This window comes from Mesorhizobium sp. WSM4848, assembly GCF_055811375.1.
The window spans coordinates 22,301-37,950 of the sequence record NZ_JBVVPX010000033.1 but is presented as its reverse complement, the minus strand read 5'-3'; the positions used below and the strand labels follow the sequence as shown (position 1 = coordinate 37,950).

18 protein-coding genes are annotated in these 15,650 nt (G+C 63.0%); 8 read left to right on the top strand and 10 right to left on the bottom strand.

The annotated features are described in order from the left end of the window. Positions 1-183 precede the first annotated feature (183 nt). Positions 184-369, bottom strand: coding sequence for a hypothetical protein (locus tag AC0L16_RS25420; protein ID WP_473624006.1), 186 nt, complete (start codon positions 367-369; stop codon positions 184-186). A gap of 305 nt (positions 370-674) precedes the next feature. Between AC0L16_RS25420 and AC0L16_RS25415 the strand changes: the two genes are divergently transcribed. The 3 genes from AC0L16_RS25415 to AC0L16_RS25405 all read left to right on the top strand — a co-directional run bounded on the left by AC0L16_RS25415 (position 675) and on the right by AC0L16_RS25405 (position 3,532). Further along, a complete protein-coding gene (locus tag AC0L16_RS25415) occupies positions 675-1,034 on the top strand; it encodes a septal ring lytic transglycosylase RlpA family protein (protein WP_473624004.1) in 360 nt (119 codons plus the stop codon). Positions 1,035-1,475: 441 nt separating this feature from the next. Then, on the top strand, positions 1,476-2,753 hold the full coding sequence (locus tag AC0L16_RS25410; protein WP_473624003.1) for a polyhydroxyalkanoate depolymerase: 1,278 nt from the start codon (positions 1,476-1,478) through the stop codon (positions 2,751-2,753). Between the two features lie 161 nt (positions 2,754-2,914). Further along, positions 2,915-3,532: a transglutaminase-like cysteine peptidase gene (locus AC0L16_RS25405; RefSeq protein WP_473624001.1), complete on the top strand. Its 618-nt coding sequence runs from the start codon at positions 2,915-2,917 to the stop codon at positions 3,530-3,532. 276 nt (positions 3,533-3,808) lie between these two features. On the opposite strand, the gene AC0L16_RS25400 is transcribed toward AC0L16_RS25405, so the two are convergent. Genes AC0L16_RS25400 through AC0L16_RS25385 form a run of 4 tightly spaced genes read right to left on the bottom strand, consistent with a single transcriptional unit; the run spans position 3,809 to position 6,583 of the window. Then, a complete protein-coding gene (locus AC0L16_RS25400; RefSeq protein WP_023802676.1) occupies positions 3,809-4,174 on the bottom strand; it encodes a helix-turn-helix domain-containing protein in 366 nt (121 codons plus the stop codon). A gap of 28 nt (positions 4,175-4,202) precedes the next feature. Further along, positions 4,203-4,724 (bottom strand): Smr/MutS family protein, encoded by a 522-nt coding sequence (locus AC0L16_RS25395; protein WP_473624000.1) that lies wholly within the window; start codon positions 4,722-4,724, stop codon positions 4,203-4,205. Next, positions 4,721-5,857 carry a murein transglycosylase A gene (gene mltA / locus AC0L16_RS25390; RefSeq protein ID WP_473623999.1) on the bottom strand — a complete coding sequence of 379 codons (1,137 nt, stop codon included), beginning with the start codon at positions 5,855-5,857 and terminating at the stop codon, positions 4,721-4,723. Before mltA ends, AC0L16_RS25395 begins: the two co-directional genes overlap by 4 nt. A 24-nt stretch (positions 5,858-5,881) precedes the next feature. Then, a complete protein-coding gene (locus tag AC0L16_RS25385; protein ID WP_287250437.1) occupies positions 5,882-6,583 on the bottom strand; it encodes a Tim44/TimA family putative adaptor protein in 702 nt (233 codons plus the stop codon). A gap of 199 nt (positions 6,584-6,782) precedes the next feature. On the opposite strand from AC0L16_RS25385, the gene AC0L16_RS25380 reads away from it, so the two are divergent. Together AC0L16_RS25380 and secB are read left to right on the top strand one after the other, a co-directional pair. Continuing rightward, positions 6,783-7,277 (top strand): FxsA family protein, encoded by a 495-nt coding sequence (locus AC0L16_RS25380; RefSeq protein ID WP_473623997.1) that lies wholly within the window; start codon positions 6,783-6,785, stop codon positions 7,275-7,277. 276 nt (positions 7,278-7,553) lie between these two features. Then, a complete protein-coding gene (secB, locus tag AC0L16_RS25375) occupies positions 7,554-8,054 on the top strand; it encodes a protein-export chaperone SecB (RefSeq protein ID WP_027153623.1) in 501 nt (166 codons plus the stop codon). Between the two features lie 139 nt (positions 8,055-8,193). Here the strand turns inward: secB and dnaQ are convergent, their stop codons facing one another. The 5 genes from dnaQ to AC0L16_RS25350 form a co-directional block, all read right to left on the bottom strand. Further along, positions 8,194-8,913: a DNA polymerase III subunit epsilon gene (gene dnaQ / locus AC0L16_RS25370; RefSeq protein ID WP_473623996.1), complete on the bottom strand. Its 720-nt coding sequence runs from the start codon at positions 8,911-8,913 to the stop codon at positions 8,194-8,196. A gap of 86 nt (positions 8,914-8,999) precedes the next feature. Beyond that, the gene (gene coaE, locus AC0L16_RS25365) at positions 9,000-9,602 is read right to left on the bottom strand and encodes a dephospho-CoA kinase (protein WP_473623995.1); all 603 of its coding nucleotides are present in this window, start codon (positions 9,600-9,602) and stop codon (positions 9,000-9,002) included. A gap of 5 nt (positions 9,603-9,607) precedes the next feature. Then, positions 9,608-10,450 carry a shikimate dehydrogenase gene (locus AC0L16_RS25360; protein WP_473623993.1) on the bottom strand — a complete coding sequence of 281 codons (843 nt, stop codon included), beginning with the start codon at positions 10,448-10,450 and terminating at the stop codon, positions 9,608-9,610. After that, positions 10,443-11,042, bottom strand: coding sequence for a Maf-like protein (locus tag AC0L16_RS25355; protein WP_473623992.1), 600 nt, complete (start codon positions 11,040-11,042; stop codon positions 10,443-10,445). The genes AC0L16_RS25360 and AC0L16_RS25355 overlap by 8 nt, the downstream gene beginning before the upstream one ends. Before the next feature lie 169 nt (positions 11,043-11,211). Then, positions 11,212-12,033 carry a pyruvate, water dikinase regulatory protein gene (locus AC0L16_RS25350; RefSeq protein WP_023802686.1) on the bottom strand — a complete coding sequence of 274 codons (822 nt, stop codon included), beginning with the start codon at positions 12,031-12,033 and terminating at the stop codon, positions 11,212-11,214. 403 nt (positions 12,034-12,436) lie between these two features. Here AC0L16_RS25350 and hemE point away from each other — a divergent pair, with 403 nt between their 5' ends. The 3 genes from hemE to rho all read left to right on the top strand — a co-directional run bounded on the left by hemE (position 12,437) and on the right by rho (position 15,576). Further along, positions 12,437-13,465 carry a uroporphyrinogen decarboxylase gene (gene hemE / locus AC0L16_RS25345; RefSeq protein ID WP_473623991.1) on the top strand — a complete coding sequence of 343 codons (1,029 nt, stop codon included), beginning with the start codon at positions 12,437-12,439 and terminating at the stop codon, positions 13,463-13,465. Further along, the gene (gene hemJ / locus AC0L16_RS25340; RefSeq protein WP_473623989.1) at positions 13,462-14,013 is read left to right on the top strand and encodes a protoporphyrinogen oxidase HemJ; all 552 of its coding nucleotides are present in this window, start codon (positions 13,462-13,464) and stop codon (positions 14,011-14,013) included. The genes hemE and hemJ overlap by 4 nt, the downstream gene beginning before the upstream one ends. Positions 14,014-14,310: 297 nt before the next feature. Next, positions 14,311-15,576, top strand: a complete 1,266-nt coding sequence (gene rho / locus AC0L16_RS25335; protein ID WP_027153631.1) for a transcription termination factor Rho — start codon at positions 14,311-14,313, stop codon at positions 15,574-15,576. Positions 15,577-15,650: the final 74 nt, after the last annotated feature.

Genomic DNA, 15,650 nt, shown 5'->3' with positions numbered 1-15,650 from the left:
TCTCGAAATTCCTGCAATGTCGATAAGACTACTATACTAAGCCCTATTACAGGGACCGGTTTTTAAAACGTCGGCCATTCGCAGCATTCATTTGCCGAAGCTGCGCGCAAAACAGGAAATGCTTGTTTGCGGCGGGCGCGGATTCGCCAGTCGACCGAAACGCCGCCAGAGGTAGTTCGAGTGTCAGGGGAGCGAACGGTTCGCCCACACCAGTCCGCCCAGGCCGACCAGCGCAGTGACGATGCCGATATAGAGCCATTGCGACTGGCCGGTCATGAAGCTGCCGCCGACGAGGCCGATGCCCTGCAGCGACCACAGCGCACCGATGGCGAACACAATCAACGCCAGCAGATTTTTGATCAATCTCATCGTCGGAATTCCCTTCCCAAGTCGATCTTCAATTCAGCCATGACCGCGATGGCAAAGCGAAAGGACATGACCCGATCGCTCTCACATCTACTTGCATGACAGGGCCGGGTCTTGCCGGAAAAAACCCGGTGCTGGTGCGAAGACCACCAGACATACATCGGCGCAATCCAGACATTCCATGACAGACTGTTTCCCGCCGACTCCAAACGTGTACTGTAGTCATGGAACCGCCAGACGACTGCCGCATTTGGTGCCTCATTCCATCCGTAACGGCCGGGTCTGTCAAACGGAGCCGCTAGGCGCAGATGAAGAAACCCAACCAGACCGCGCTTGTCGCGGCGACGATTGCGGCTGGCCTGATGGTCGGCGTATCCACCTCCCCTGCCGCCGCGCAATGCGGCCGCGCCTCCTGGTACGCGCTGACCTCGAAGACCGCTTCCGGCGAACGCATGAACCCGTCGGCGCTGACGGCCGCGCACCGCACCTTGCCTTTTGGCACCAAGCTCAGGGTCACCAACCGCAAGAACGGCCGCAGCGTCGTCGTGCGCATCAACGACCGCGGCCCGTTCATCAAGGGGCGCGTGATCGACCTGTCGAAGGGCGCCGCAGGGCGGCTCGGCTTCATCAGCTCGGGCCATACTGCTGTGTGCACCGACCGCGTGTGATGCCACGCGTCTGAGATGCGGTCTTCACGGCCGAATGGCCGGGCTGCCCCTCATCGCCCGGCCGGGCACTCTCCCGTATAGTGACGGGGAGAAGGACGCCTTCGCCAAGGATTTCGCCAATCTCCAGCGTTGCAGAAGGGTGCCGAGGTTGCGGCCAGCTTCCCTTCTCCCCGTCACTATACGGGGAGAAGGTGCCGGCAGGCGGATGAGGGCAGCGCAAACCTGAAGCGATTGCCCATGCTCTCTCCGGCACCTTTCGCAGTTGCACAATAAGCCGGCTGCCGCCGTTCAAAACCGGTTTTCAACGCCTTAGACGAAAGTATCAGGATTAATCAATTCACTTGAACTATTGCATCGCAGCAGTTTGTTGTTAACCTTCGCGCGAGAGATTCAAGGCTCGGCACTGCTGTCGTCCCTTCGGTCGCAGCAGCGGAGTTCTCAATGTTCTACCAGCTCTACGAATTGAACCAAGCCGCCGTGCAGCCGGCCCGCGTCTATGCCGATGCGGTGCGGATGTTCTACACCAATCCGCTCAATCCGTTTGCGCACACGTCCTGGGGCCGCTCAGTCGCGGCGACGGCCGAATTGTTCGAGCGCACGACGCGCCGCTACAGCAAGCCGCAGTTCGGCCTGACCAAGACCGTCGTCGACTGGAAAAGCGTCGATGTCACCGAAAAGACGGTGTGGTCGCGGCCGTTCTGCAATCTGCTCCGTTTCGAGCGGGCGGTTCCCGCCGGCCGCCGGCCTGATCCGAAGCTGCTGATCGTGGCGCCGATGTCCGGCCACTACGCGACGCTGCTGCGCGGCACGGTCGAGGCGATGCTGCCGCATGCCGACGTTCATATCACCGACTGGGTCGACGCCCGCATGGTGCCGATCAGCGAGGGCAGCTTCGACCTCGACGACTATATCGACTACATCGTCGACATGCTGCATGCGCTAGGCCCCGACACCCATGTTATGGCGGTGTGCCAGCCGTCGGTCCCGGTGCTGGCGGCGGTGGCGCTGATGGAAACGCGGGGCGACCCGTTCGTTCCCTCGACGATGACGCTGATGGGCGGGCCGATCGACACCCGCCGCAATCCGACCGCGGTCAACCTTCTGGCCGAGGAAAAGGGCACCGACTGGTTCCGCGACAACGTCACCATGCAGGCGCCGTGGCCGGTGCCGGGCTTCGGCCGCGAGGTCTATCCCGGCTTCCTGCAGCTTTCGGGCTTCATGAGCATGAATCTCGACCGCCACATCATCGCCCACAAGGACTTCTTCATGCATCTGGTGAAGAATGACGGCGACAGTGCCGAGAAGCACCGCGACTTCTACGACGAATATATGGCGGTGATGGATCTGACAGCGGAGTTCTACCTGCAGACGGTCGACACCGTGTTCGTGCGCCATGCTCTGCCCAAGGGCGAAATGATGCATCGCGGCGTCGCCATCGATCCCGCCGATATCCGCAATGTCGCGCTGTTCACGGTCGAGGGCGAAAACGACGACATTTCAGGCCTCGGCCAGACGCGGGCCGCGCACGACCTCTGCATCAACATCCCCGCGGACAGGCAGGCTCACTACATGCAGCCGGCGGTCGGCCATTACGGCGTCTTCAACGGCTCGCGCTTTCGCTCCGAAATCGTGCCGCGCATCGTCGACTTCATCACCAGCTATGGCCGCCAGACCCGCGTTGCGGTGAGGCCGAAGCTGGTTCGCACCGCCAAAAAATAAAGATGTCCCGGATGGCAGCCGCCGTTCAAGTCGACCTGTTGCACAATAGCCGCGCTTTCGGCCGCGCGGGTAACCATATCGCAAAACTGGCCGTTGGTATAATTGACAGGGACTGTAGATCGCCCTTAACGTTTCGTTAACAACAAGGGACGAGGGGGACAATGATTTCCTCACCAATGGCGAGAGGGCTGCGCGTGTGCGCCCTGTTAGGGCTGGCTCTTGCGACAGGCTGGTCTACGGCGGCTTCGGCGGCCGGACCAATGGCGACCGGCGGCCCGACATCGCAGCCGATCGGCCATTACGATTTCTGCAAGACCAGTCCGGCCGAATGCTCGATCCACCCGGGCAATCTCACCCCCGCCACCATGACCGGCGCGCTCTGGCGCAAGATTCTCAGCGTCAACGCCAGGGTTAACAACGCCGTCAAGCCGATAAGCGACATCGACATTTATGGCAAGGACGAGGTCTGGGCCTACCCCGTCAGGGGTGTTGGCGACTGTGAGGACTATGTCCTGGAAAAGCGCCGCGAATTGAACCGCTTGGGCGTGTCCTACGCCAATCTTCTGATGACCGTCGTGCGCAAGCCGGACGGCGAGGGCCATGCCGTGCTGACCGTGCGCACAAGCAAGGGCGACTACGTCCTCGACAATCTGGACGGAAAGGTCCGCTCATGGGACCGGACCGGCTACCGCTTCCTCAAGCGGCAGGCGATCGACAATACCGGTCGCTGGGTGTCGATCCGTGATGGCCAGCCGGTTCTGGTCGGCGCGGTCCAGTAGGGTTTTTGCAAGCGACCACTGGATCGCTGGTTTTCGCGCTACCTGTTCCAGGCGTTTGCGCTGCCCCTCACCTGCCTGCCGGCATCCTCTCCCCGTATAGGGACGGGGAGAGGGGTGCTGTCATCGAAGGTTTCGCCAATATCCGGCGTTGCCGGAGGGATGCCGAGGCTACGGCCAGCCTCTTTCTCCCCGTTTACGGGGAGAAAGGCCCGGCAGGGCAATGAGGGGCGGCGCCAAAATCGACAATTGATCGCCACCACACGAGTCGGACAAACACTACGTCCGCCCCAGCGCGGCGCGGATCGATGCGGTGATGCGGCGAAGCTCCGCCTCGTCTAGTTTTTCGATGTTTTCGGCCAGGACATTGGCAAGCTCGGTGGCGGCGGGGCTGAGGCCCGACGTGTCGAGTTTTACCCGCGGGTGCGAGGTCTCGGCCAACCGCGCCAGTTCTTCGGCATCGTCCCAGATGACATTGAAATAGCCGATGATCTTCTGGATCAGCGTCCAGGTCGGCGCGCCGCGGCGGCCGTGCTCCAGCGCCGACAGATAGGCGGCGCTGACGCCGATCGCCCTGGCCATGGCCTTTTGGCTGACGCCGCGTTCGCTCCGCAGGGCGCGAAGCTTTTCGCCGAACGGGGTCACAAGGCCATCCTCGTGGGGTGCATCCGCATCAGCGCGCGCGCCGCAGGCGGACATAGAGCGCGCCCGAGCCGCCATGCTTGCGGGCGGCGTGGTCGTGGCTGGAGACCAGCGGCCTGAATGCGGGTGTCGACAGCCAGGCCGGCACGGCGCGCCGCAAGATGCCGTCGCCGCCCGACGAGGAGCCCTTGCCGGTGATCACCAGCACATAGTGGATGCCGCCGGCATGCGCCCGGTGCAGGAAGGAAAACAGCAGCGAATAGGCTTCGTCCTGGCTCAGGCCGTGCAGATCGACGCGGCCTTCGATCGGCAGCCGGCCCTTCGACAGTTTTTCCAGCGTCGGCTCGTCGAGCGCATGCGAAACATGCTGCGTCCTGGCTTTCGTGGCCGCAGCAGGAGCCATCGCCTGGTCACGCAGCGGTGGCTTGGTGTCATCAGCGATGTCCGCCGGGATGTCGATGGCGGACTTGCCCTTTAGCGGCCTGGCGGTGCGCGCCACCAGGTTCCACAGCACCCGGTCGTCCTCGCTCAGCCTGTCGATGCGCCGGGTCATCGCCCCGCTCCCGGCACAAGCCGACGCGGGATCAGCGCGTAGAAATCGGCAGGATTGCGGACAACGCCGGCGATCTCGCCGGCCGCATCTCCCGTACCAATGAACAGGTCGCCGCGGGCCGGGCCGGTGATGGCCGAGCCGGTGTCCTGCGCGATCATCAGCCGCCGGAACGACTTGTTGTCGAAGGCGGTCAGCGACGGCCCGTCGATGTAGAACGGCGTGCCGAATGTATGCAGCAGATGGTCGACAGCGACGGAGCGGCCCGGCGTCAGCGGCACCTTTGCGGCGGCGATCGGCCCGAGTTCCGGGTCGTCGATCGCAGCCGCCTCGCTGGCGGAAATCTCGCGGAAAAAAATATAGGAGCGGTTGCGCCACAGGAGCTCGTCGACGCGCTCAGGATGCGCCTTGAACCAGGCGCGGACCGACTGCATGGTTACCGCTTCCAGCGGGATTTCGCCAAGCTCACTCAGGATCTTGCCCGGTCCGGTAAAGCGCTGGCCGGATTTGGCGGCATAGGTGACGCGGCAAAGCCGGCCGTCGGTCATGGTGAGCCGCGCGGAACCCTGTACGTGGATGAAGAAGGCATCGACCTTGTCGGCGAGCCAGGCGATTTCCAATCCCCTGCCCGCCAACCCCTTGCCGACGAGCGCGCCGCGCTCGATCTCACTACGGTCGAAATACTCGACCGGTCCGTCCGGCGTGGCACGGCCGAAGGCGAGATAGGGATCCATGCCGACGGGCCGGTTGGCGACCCCGATGTCGACGAGATCGGCCGGACGCGACAGCAGCGGCACCGTAAATCGTTCGGTTCGCACCGGCGAAGCGTCGACCACCGGTTCATAGAAGCCGGTGACGAGGCCGGCGCCGCTTTCCGCTGCAATGTGCGCCGGCATGAAATGTCGCTCGAAGAAGGCGCGGGCTTCGCGCCGGTCGGTTGGCGACACGGTGCGGGCTGCAGCATAGGCCTCGGTGAAGGCATTGAAGTCGACACCGAGCCCGCCGGAGCGATAGGGTTTCGCCAGGACCTGAAAAGCCGAACGCCGGAAAGCGGCGAACGCAGCCAGATGGTCGTCCTCGTCCCAGCCGGGCAGATCGTCAAAGGATTTTTCACGGAACGCCTGAGAAAGCGACACGACAGACCCCGCCTTGGTCCGGGCTCAGTCTTCTTCTTCGGTGGCGACGAGCTTCCAGTTCGGGTCGCGCGAGCGCGTATCGCGGGCAAAAGTCCAGACATCCTTGACCTCGGCGACGGTTTCGGGGTCGCCATCGATGACGGCGCCGGCCTTGTCGCGCGTTGCCGAAATCAGTTCGCTGACAATGCGCAGCGTGATATGCGCCTCGCTCCCCTTCATCTCGGCGGAAACGATGTCGGCCTTGTCTATGCCGACGAAGGAGGACTGGATCTTTTCCGACTTCGCCTCGCGGTCGCCGATCGCCGCGACGAAGCCGTCATAGACCTCGCGCGACAACAGGTTCTTCAGCGTCTTGCGGTCGCCATCGGCATAGGCCATGACGATCATCTCATAGGCCATCTTGGCGCCGTCGACGAAGGTCTTGGGGTCGAATGCCGGATCATTGTCCTTGATTGCGCGCAGGCCCTTGTTGAGATCGGTGTCAGGCTTGGCGAAGGCGTCGATCGCCGCATAGGCGTCGATTGCCGGCTCTCCCGGCGCTCGCTTGCGCGGCAGCGAGACCACATTCTCGGGCTTCTGGGCGTCGTCGCGGCTGCGGCCCGCCGTATAGGGATCGAAGGGCGGGCGCTCACTGCCGGTGCGGCGGCCGAGCACATTGCGCAGCTGGAAAAAGATCACAACCGCCGCAACCAGAAAAAAAATCGTGCCGAAGTCGAAGAATCCCATATCTTCCGCCAATCAATCCCTACTCCGGCCGGACCGCCCGGCCAGGCAATGGCTGCGGTCGCATAGCGTTCAACATCCAAAGCATATAGAACGCAAGCTGCAATCATTCAAATTAAAGGCAGCCATACCTATCTAAAAGCTTCAGTGCCAGCGGCGATTGCCCGCCGGCTGGTAAAACGTCGAAACGATCGGTCAAGATTTGCGCATTTCGCTGCTTCCCCTGTTCATCCTCGCGCTTCCGCTGCTGGAGATCGCTGGTTTCGTCGTTGTCGGCCGCCAGGTCGGCGCCCTGGCGACGGTCGGCCTGGTGCTGGCTTCGAGCATCGCCGGCGCGCTGTTGTTGCGATACCAGGGATTTGGAGTGATGACCCGGGTCCGCGCCGAAATGGACGCCGGACGTGATCCAAGCCGTCAGCTCGCGCATGGCGCCATGATCGTGCTGGCGGCGATCCTGCTCATCATTCCCGGCTTCATCACCGACATTCTCGGCATTCTGCTGCTGCTGCCGCCGGTCCGCGACCTCGCCTGGCGCCGGCTGAAAGGCCGCATCGTGATGGCGACCAGTTTCGGCACCGGCGGATTCCGGGCGCGGCAACGCGACAAGACCATCGACCTCGACGACAGCGACTATTCGCGCGGCGACGAGCGCGGCCCCGATCGCAATTCCCCCTGGCGCCGCCTCAAGGACGAGTAGATCGCCTTTAAGCACGAGCAGCTCGGCGCGGCTCTCACTTCTCCCTTGTGGGAGAAGGTGGCCGAGCGAAGCTCGGACGGATGAGGGGTGTTCCAGCTTGGCACCGACGGCGATCCGTCCAACACCCCTCAACCGTCTGGGCGCTACGCGCCAAGGGGAGAAGGAGGCTCCTGCCCCGCAAAGCGGGCAAACCTTGTCTTGTCATGCCGGCCATGGTAGCGAACGCCCGATTTCAATCCGGTCAGCAACGCTGCCGAGGCAAAAGGACAAAGGCTTATGGCCAGCAAAGACGACGCGCCAACCGGTGCGGCCAGTGGCAACGGCGACGCGACGCAGCCTTCGCTCAACGTGCTTGCCCAATATGTGAAGGACCTTTCCTTCGAAAGCCCCGGCGCGCCGAACTCGCTGCGCGGCCGCGACAAGGCTCCCGGCATCGCCATCAACGTTAATGTCAACGCCAACCCGCTTTCGGACAAGCAGTTCGACGTCAATCTGACGCTGAACGCCAAGGCGTCCTTCGACAAGGAAGTGCTGTTCAACGTCGAGCTGGTCTATGGCGGCGTGTTCGCCATCAGCGGCTTCCCGCAGGAGCACATGCTGCCGCTGCTGTTCATCGAATGCCCGCGGCTGCTGTTCCCGTTCGCCAGGCAGATCATCGCCGAGGCGACGCGCAATGGCGGCTTTCCGCCGCTGATGCTCGATCCGATCGATTTTGCGCAGATGTTCCAGCAGAAGCTGGCCGAGGACCAGGCCGCCAGCAAGGTCAAGGTGAGCTGAGAAGGCTATCTCGGTAGGTTTGAAAAGCCCGGCGCGAAGCCGGGCTTTTTGTTGAGAAGCCGGCAGGACAGAGGGGGGCGCGAAGGATCGCTGCGGGTCGGCTGGTCCTGAACGCCCCTGCCGCACCCGTCAAAAATCACTATGCCGCGGAACTCGCTTCCCGGGCGACGCGTAGCCAGAGCGCTTTTTCGCCCAATGTGCCGACCATGCTCGCATGCGCGGCGCGCTCTGCTTCGGTCAGGCGAGACGGCAGCGCTATTGGCCGCGCGCCGATGCTGATGTCAATATCGTCGACGTTTCTCCTGCCGCCGGCCGGCGCCGTAGCGCTGTCGAGGATGAGCGCCGCCTGCTTGCCGCCGATGAGCTCGATATAGACCTCGGCCAGCAATTCCGAATCGAGCAGCGCGCCGTGCTTGGTGCGGCGGGCATTGTCGATGCCATAGCGCCGGCACAATGCGTCCAGCGAATTGGGCCCCATCGGATGCTTGCGGCGCGCCAGCGCCAGCGTGTCGACGACAAGTCCGGGGTCAACGACCGGGTGGCCAAGCCGGCCGAATTCGACATTGAGGAAAGCGATATCGAAAGTCGCATTGTGGGCGACCAGCTTGGCGCCGTCGATGAAGGCAAGAAACTCCTCCGCGATGTCGCTGAAGGTCGGCTTGCCCATCAGGTCGGCGGCGCTGATGCCATGAACCGCCTGCGCCTCGGCATGAATCGGTCGTCCCTGCGGATTGAGGTAGTGGTGGAAGCTGCGGCCGGTCGGGAAGCGATTGACCAGCTCGATGCAGCCGAGCTCGATGACGCGGTCATCGCGGAAATCGAGGCCGGTGGTTTCCGTATCGAAGATGATCTCACGCATCGAATCAGTCCGTTGGGTCCGGCGTTAATCCAGCCGAATCATGATGGGAACAAATTGGCAACATATTACGCCGGGCGCAAGCGCCGTTAACCAAGCTTGCCGGCTTTATCCCCGACCAGTTTCGCGACGATCGCATTGACCGCCGCGCGCGCCGCATCAAAACCCTGTCCGCTGTCGATGATGAAATCGGCGGCCTCGCGCTTTTCGGCGTCGGGAACCTGCCTGGCCAGGATCGACGCCAGTTTCTCCTCGCTCATGCCCGGCCGCGCCAGCACCCGGGCGCGCTGGATGTCGGGCGACGCGCTGACGACCACGACCTTGTCGACGCGGTCGCGGCCGCCGGTTTCGAATAGCAGCGGGATATCGAGAACGACAAGCGGCGCGCCGGCAGCCCGATTCCTGGCCAGGAAAGCGTCGGCGTCGGCGCGGACCAGCGGGTGGATGATTGCTTCCAGCCGTTTCAGTGCGGCTGCATCGCCGAGCACCCGCTCGGCCAGCTTGGTGCGATCGACCGAGCCGGATTTTGTCGTTCCGGGAAACGCCGCCTCGACCAGTGGAGCCGCCTTGCCTGCGTAGAGGCGATGCACCGCCTCGTCCGAATCGTGGACAGGCACGCCGGCCTCGGCAAACATCCTGGCCGTCGTCGACTTGCCCATGCCGATCGATCCGGTGAGGCCCAGCACGATCATTCTTTTTACTCCTTGGCGCCGAGATCGGCGACGATCATCTGCCGCAATTCGGCAGTGACCTCAGCCCTGATGCCGAACCAGCGTTCGAAGCCGGGCACCGCCTGGTGCAGCAGCATGCCGAGCCCGTCGACGGTCTTCAGGCCCCGTGCTGTGGCTGCGGCCAGTAATGGCGTTTCCAACGGTACATAGACAATGTCGGTGACGATGGCATGGTCCGGCAGCCTGGCCGGATCGGCGGACAGGCCTTCATTGCCATGCATGCCAAGCGCTGACGTGTTGACCAGCAGGCCGGCATCGGCAAGCAACTCGCCGGTCGCCGCCGTGCCGTGGGCCGAGACCCCGGCGCCGAAGCGGTGGCGCAGTTCCTCGGCTCGGGCGAGCGTCCGGTTGACGATGCGGATGTCGCCAATCCCGCGCCGCTTCAGCGCCTGGATGACCGCGCGGGCGGCGCCGCCGGCGCCGAGCACCACCGCCGGGCCGTTTGTGGCCCAGCCCGGCGCATGCTCGTCGAGATTGGCGGCAAAGCCATGGGCGTCGGTGTTGCCGCCGCACAGTTTTCCGCCCTCGAACCACAGCGTGTTGACGGCGCCGATCTGTTCGGCCGCGTCGTCGCGGCACGTCGCCAGCGCGAAGGCGGCCTCCTTGTGCGGGATGGTGACGTTGCCGCCACGATAGCCATTCGCCTCGAGCGTTTCGACGAATTCGGCAAAAGCCTCCGGCGCAACGTCGATCGCCCGGTAGCTGCCGTCGATACCGTATTTCGCCAGCCAATAGGCGTGGATCTTCGGCGACCGCGAATGCGCGACCGGGTGGCCGGTGACGAAGGCCTTTTTCGCGGCCTCAGCCATCGATGGCTCCGAGCTCGCGCAGCTTGGCCAGAACGGCCAGAAGCGGCAGGCCGACAATGGTGAAATAGTCGCCCTCTACTCTTTCGAACAGCTGGATGCCCTCGCCTTCGATCTGGTAGGCGCCGACGCTGGACAGCGCCTTGGCGCCGACCCGTGCCAGATGGCGGCCGATAAAGGCCGGATCGAGCTTTCGCATGGTCAGGCTGGCGACACCGACATGCCGCCACAGGACCGCTCCGTCGCGGGCCAGCACCACGGCGCTGTTGAGCTGATGGGTCTTGCCCGACAGCGCCAGGAGATGGCGGCGCGCGGCTTCCATGTCGGCCGGCTTATGAAACACTTCGTCGCCGAGCGACAGCGTCTGGTCGCAGCCGAGCACCAGGGCGCCCGGCTTTCGCTCGCTGACCTCGGTGGCCTTGGCCTCGGCCAGCACCAGGGCAACGTCCTCGGGCGAGATACCGCTGCCCTGCAAGGGTGCTTCGAGCGCGCGCTCGTCGACTTCCGCCGGAACCGCCTCGACCGCCACGCCGGCATTGACAAGCAGCGCCTTGCGGAACGGGCTGCCCGAGGCAAGGATGATTTTTTCGGCCATTTTTATCGCCCGATTTCTGACGCCCACTAGGGTGTGTCGAGATTCAGGTCAGGCCGCGCCGAAAATGGTGGCTTCCGAGAACCGGAGCGGAGCGTACTTTTCGTACGTGAGCACCGGAAGCGCAGGAAGCCGCCGTTTGCAGGCCGGCATCACCTGAATATCACACGCCCTAGCGCGTCTTGCCGCGCAGGGCAACGATGGCCGCCGCCGTCTCCTCGATCGAGCGGCGGCTGACGTCGATCATCGGCCAGCCATGCCGCGTGCAGATCTGGCGGGCGTAGGCGAGTTCCTCGCTGATCGCGGCGCGGTCGACATAGTCGGTCGGCTCGTAGGCGCTGGTGTTGCCGAGGATGCGATTCTGGCGAACCTGCGAGATGCGCTCGGCGGTGGCGATCAGCCCGACAATCAGCGGCTTCGTGGCGTTGACCAGGCTTTCCGGCACCGGCACGCCGATGACGATCGGGATGTTGGCGGTCTTGATACCGCGATTGGCGAGATAGATGCTGGTCGGCGTCTTCGAGGTGCGCGAAATGCCGACGAGCACAATGTCGGCGTCGTCCATATTGGCAGGCAGCTGGCCGTCATCATGCTCCATGGTGAAGTTGAGCGCGTCGATGCGGCGGAAATATTCGGCGTCCAACACATGCTGGGCGCCGACGCGGCGGCCGGCCGGCGTGCCGAGATAGGACTGGAACACGGTCAGCACCGGTTCCAGCACGGAGACGCAAGGCAGGCCCATGGCAGCGCAGCGCTCGTCGATGCCGCGGGCGAGCTTCTGGTCGACGACCGTATAAAGGATGATGCCCGGCTCCTCCTCGATGTCCTCGAACACTTTCGTCACCTGCTTTTCGGTGCGGATCAGCGGGTAGATGTGCTCGATGGCGCGCGCATCCTTGTATTGCGCCGAAGCCGCGCGCCCGGCCGCCAGCAGCGTTTCACCGGTGGCATCGGAAATCAGGTGTAGGTGAAAGAAGCTCTGGGGTTTGTTCACAGGGGTTCGTTCCAAGCTGTGGGCCGATGTGGATAAGGTCGGTCGGAAAGATCGGCCGGTTCGGGGCGACTGTATCAGATGCCAGTTTGTCCACAATTCGCTGCGCTGCCGACTTCGTCGGGCGGCTGGGGACAAGTCCGGGGACGGGCTTTTTCGACTCGGCCCCATCCACAGGACCATTTTCTCCAGGTGGGCGGTAACGTATTGTTCCCAGTTGGAAATTTCCAACTGTCCCCAAACTCCTCCTATCCGGCAGAAGAAGCACGCGACAATATGCTGGCTGGCCTTTTCCGGGGCAAGGCGGGACAGGAGACAACCACCGATACCAACAGACTCTTAGAATCATAAGATTCCTAGAAATAGAATATTTAATTATAGAGAAGCCTGGAGAGGCGAGCGCTGAATGCCTGAAAACCGCATCATGCTGGACGTGCTCAGAGGCAAGACGGTATCCCCGCCGCCGCTCTGGATGATGCGGCAGGCCGGCCGCTATCTGCCGGAATATCGCGAGACACGCAGGCGAGCCGGATCGTTCCTCGACCTTTGCTATAATCCCGATCTTGCCGTGGAAGTGACGCTGCAGCCGATCGAGCGTTTTGGCTTCGATGCATCGATCCTGTTTTCCGATATCCTGGTCGTGCCGCATGCGCTGGGCCGCGACGTGCGCTTCGAGGAGGGCCGCGGACCGCTGTTGACGCCGATCTCGGCGACGGAGATTGCGGCTCTCGACGGCGAAACGTTTCACGTGAATCTCGAACCGGTCTACGAGACGGTCAGGCGATTGCGGACGAAACTGCCTGATGCAACGACACTGATCGGCTTCTGCGGCGCGCCGTGGACGGTGGCGACCTATATGATCGCCGGCCACGGCACCTCGGACCAGGCGCCAGCGCGGCTTTTTGCCTATCGGGAGCCGGCGGCTTTTTTACAATTGCTGAACGTGCTTGCCGATCACTCTGCTGCCTATCTGATCCGCCAGATCGAAGCCGGCGCCGATGTGGTGCAGATCTTTGACTCGTGGTCCGGCGTGCTCGACGAAGTTTCTTTCGAGGCGTTTTGCGTCAGGCCGGTGGCGGAGATCGTCAGGCAGGTCCGGGCCGTCCATCCCAACATTCCGATCATCGGCTTTCCCAAGGGCGCCGGCGCCCACTACCACAGCTATCGCCAAAAAACCGGCGTGACCGGGCTGGGGCTCGACTGGACCGTGCCGTTGACGACGGCGAAGGAACTGCAGCGCGACGGCGCCGTGCAGGGCAATCTCGATCCGTTGCGGCTGGTGGCCGGCGGCAAGCCGCTTTCCGACGGTGTCGACGCGATCCTGAAAGCACTGGGCGATGGGCCGCTGGTCTTCAATCTCGGCCACGGCATCACGCCGGAGACGCCGATCGCGCATGTCGAGGCGATGGTGAAACTGGTACGGGCACATCGATGACCGACACGAACAACGCCAACAGTGGTGCGGGCAGCAGCGGGGCGGGCGCAATGCGTCGAGCGGCGATCGCCATCGTCATCTTCCTCGTCCTGGCGGCGCTTCTGTTCCTGTTTGGGCCGGATGATTTCTATCCCTGGGCAAAGGCGATCCATGTCGTCGCCGTCATCTCGTGGATGGCGGGCATGCTCTATCTGCCGCGGCTGCTGGTCTATCATGCCGACTCCGAAAAAGGCTCCGTCCAGTCGGAGACTTTTAAGGTGATGGAGCGCCGCCTGCTGCGCGGCATCATCAATCCAGCCATGATCATCACCTGGGCGTTCGGCCTCTGGCTGGCCTGGAAAGGTTTTGGCTTTCAGGGCGGCTGGCTGCATGCCAAGATCGCCGCGGTGCTCGGGCTCTCGGCCGTTCATGGTTATCTGGCCGGCGCGGTACGCAAATTCGCCCAGGACCGCAATGAAAAGCCCGCGAAGCACTGGCGGATCGTCAATGAGATCCCCACATTGCTGATGATCGTCATCGTCGTGCTGGTCATCGTGAAGCCGTTTTGAGCCTCGTGCTTGACGGATTTTCTGTAACGCCGATGATTGGCGAATCCATCAATGAGAGCGCCCCCTCTCTCCGTCACTATACCGGGAGAGGATGCCGGCAGGCAGGTGAGGGGTAGCGCAAACCTGATGCGATTGGCGGCCACAAAAGGCGGCTTGCTCTTTCAGTCGACCAACGATAAAAGACGGGTCTTCCTTCCCGTCATGCGCCGCCCCATTCATCGCTTCGGCCGCGCCCGGCATTTGTCGCATCCCGCCGATTATTTTCCCCATACTTACTCACTCAGAGTCCGTCTAATGATGCAAGAAATGAAACTCACAGAGTTCAAGAACAAGAAACCGCCAGAGCTGATCGCTTATGCCGAATCGCTCGAGGTCGAGAACGCAAGCGTGATGCGCAAGCAGGAGCTGATGTTCGCGATCCTGAAGCGGCTGGCGACCCAGGATATCGAGATCATCGGTGACGGCGTCGTCGAAGTGCTGCAGGACGGTTTTGGCTTCCTGCGTTCGGCCAACGCCAATTATCTGCCGGGTCCGGACGATATCTATATCTCGCCATCGCAGATCCGCCGGTTCTCGCTGAAGACCGGCGACACCGTCGAAGGCCCGATCCGCAGCCCGAAGGAGGGCGAGCGCTATTTCGCCCTGCTCAAGGTCAACACGATCAATTTCGACGACCCGGAAAAGATCCGCCACAAGATCCATTTCGACAATCTGACGCCGCTTTACCCGACCTCGCGGCTGAAGATGGAAATGGACGTTCCGACCTCGAAGGACATTTCGGCCCGCGTCATCGACCTGGTGGCGCCGCTCGGCAAAGGCCAGCGCGCCCTGATCGTGGCGCAGCCGCGCACCGGCAAGACGGTGCTGTTGCAGAACATCGCCCATTCGATCACCACCAATCATCCCGAATGCTACCTGATAGTGCTCTTGATCGACGAGCGGCCGGAAGAAGTCACCGACATGCAGCGCTCTGTGAAGGGCGAGGTCGTCTCGTCGACCTTCGACGAGCCTGCGGTGCGCCACGTCCAGGTCGCCGAAATGGTGATCGAGAAGGCCAAGCGCTTGGTCGAGCACGGGCGCGACGTCGTCATCCTGCTGGATTCGATCACCCGCCTCGGCCGCGCCTACAACACTGTGGTGCCGTCATCCGGCAAGGTGCTGACCGGCGGTGTTGACGCGAATGCGCTGCAGCGGCCGAAGCGCTTCTTCGGCGCCGCCCGCAACATCGAGGAAGGCGGCTCGCTGACCATCATCGCCACCGCGCTGATCGATACCGGCAGCCGCATGGACGAGGTCATCTTCGAAGAGTTCAAGGGCACCGGCAACTCGGAAATCGTGCTCGACCGCAAGGTGGCGGACAAGCGAATCTATCCGGCCATGGACATCCTCAAGTCCGGCACCCGCAAGGAAGATCTTTTGGTCGCCCGCCAGGACCTGCAAAAAATCTTCGTGCTGCGCCGCATCCTGGCGCCGATGGGAACGACCGACGCCATCGAGTTCCTCATCGACAAGCTCAAGCAGACCAAGACCAACGCGGATTTCTTCGATTCGATGAATACGTAAGGGCAAAGGCGCGGCGATCCTTCGCGCCCCCCTCTGTCCTGCCGGACATCTCCCCCACAAGGAGGGAGATTGGC

What these genes read in the sequence shown, in the direction of transcription:
- secB (WP_027153623.1), top strand. Translation starts at nt 7,554, where the DNA reads ATGGCCAGCAAAGACGACGCGCCAACCGGTGCGGCCAGTGGCAACGGC.
- AC0L16_RS25360 (WP_473623993.1), bottom strand. Translation starts at nt 10,450, where the DNA reads ATGGCTGAGGCCGCGAAAAAGGCCTTCGTCACCGGCCACCCGGTCGCG.
- AC0L16_RS25395 (WP_473624000.1), bottom strand. Translation starts at nt 4,724, where the DNA reads ATGACCCGGCGCATCGACAGGCTGAGCGAGGACGACCGGGTGCTGTGG.
- AC0L16_RS25355 (WP_473623992.1), bottom strand. Translation starts at nt 11,042, where the DNA reads ATGGCCGAAAAAATCATCCTTGCCTCGGGCAGCCCGTTCCGCAAGGCG.
- dnaQ (WP_473623996.1), bottom strand. Translation starts at nt 8,913, where the DNA reads ATGCGTGAGATCATCTTCGATACGGAAACCACCGGCCTCGATTTCCGC.
- coaE (WP_473623995.1), bottom strand. Translation starts at nt 9,602, where the DNA reads ATGATCGTGCTGGGCCTCACCGGATCGATCGGCATGGGCAAGTCGACG.
- AC0L16_RS25385 (WP_287250437.1), bottom strand. Translation starts at nt 6,583, where the DNA reads ATGGGATTCTTCGACTTCGGCACGATTTTTTTTCTGGTTGCGGCGGTT.
- rho (WP_027153631.1), top strand. Translation starts at nt 14,311, where the DNA reads ATGCAAGAAATGAAACTCACAGAGTTCAAGAACAAGAAACCGCCAGAG.
- hemE (WP_473623991.1), top strand. Translation starts at nt 12,437, where the DNA reads ATGCCTGAAAACCGCATCATGCTGGACGTGCTCAGAGGCAAGACGGTA.
- AC0L16_RS25420 (WP_473624006.1), bottom strand. Translation starts at nt 369, where the DNA reads ATGAGATTGATCAAAAATCTGCTGGCGTTGATTGTGTTCGCCATCGGT.
- hemJ (WP_473623989.1), top strand. Translation starts at nt 13,462, where the DNA reads ATGACCGACACGAACAACGCCAACAGTGGTGCGGGCAGCAGCGGGGCG.
- AC0L16_RS25410 (WP_473624003.1), top strand. Translation starts at nt 1,476, where the DNA reads ATGTTCTACCAGCTCTACGAATTGAACCAAGCCGCCGTGCAGCCGGCC.
- AC0L16_RS25405 (WP_473624001.1), top strand. Translation starts at nt 2,915, where the DNA reads ATGATTTCCTCACCAATGGCGAGAGGGCTGCGCGTGTGCGCCCTGTTA.
- AC0L16_RS25415 (WP_473624004.1), top strand. Translation starts at nt 675, where the DNA reads ATGAAGAAACCCAACCAGACCGCGCTTGTCGCGGCGACGATTGCGGCT.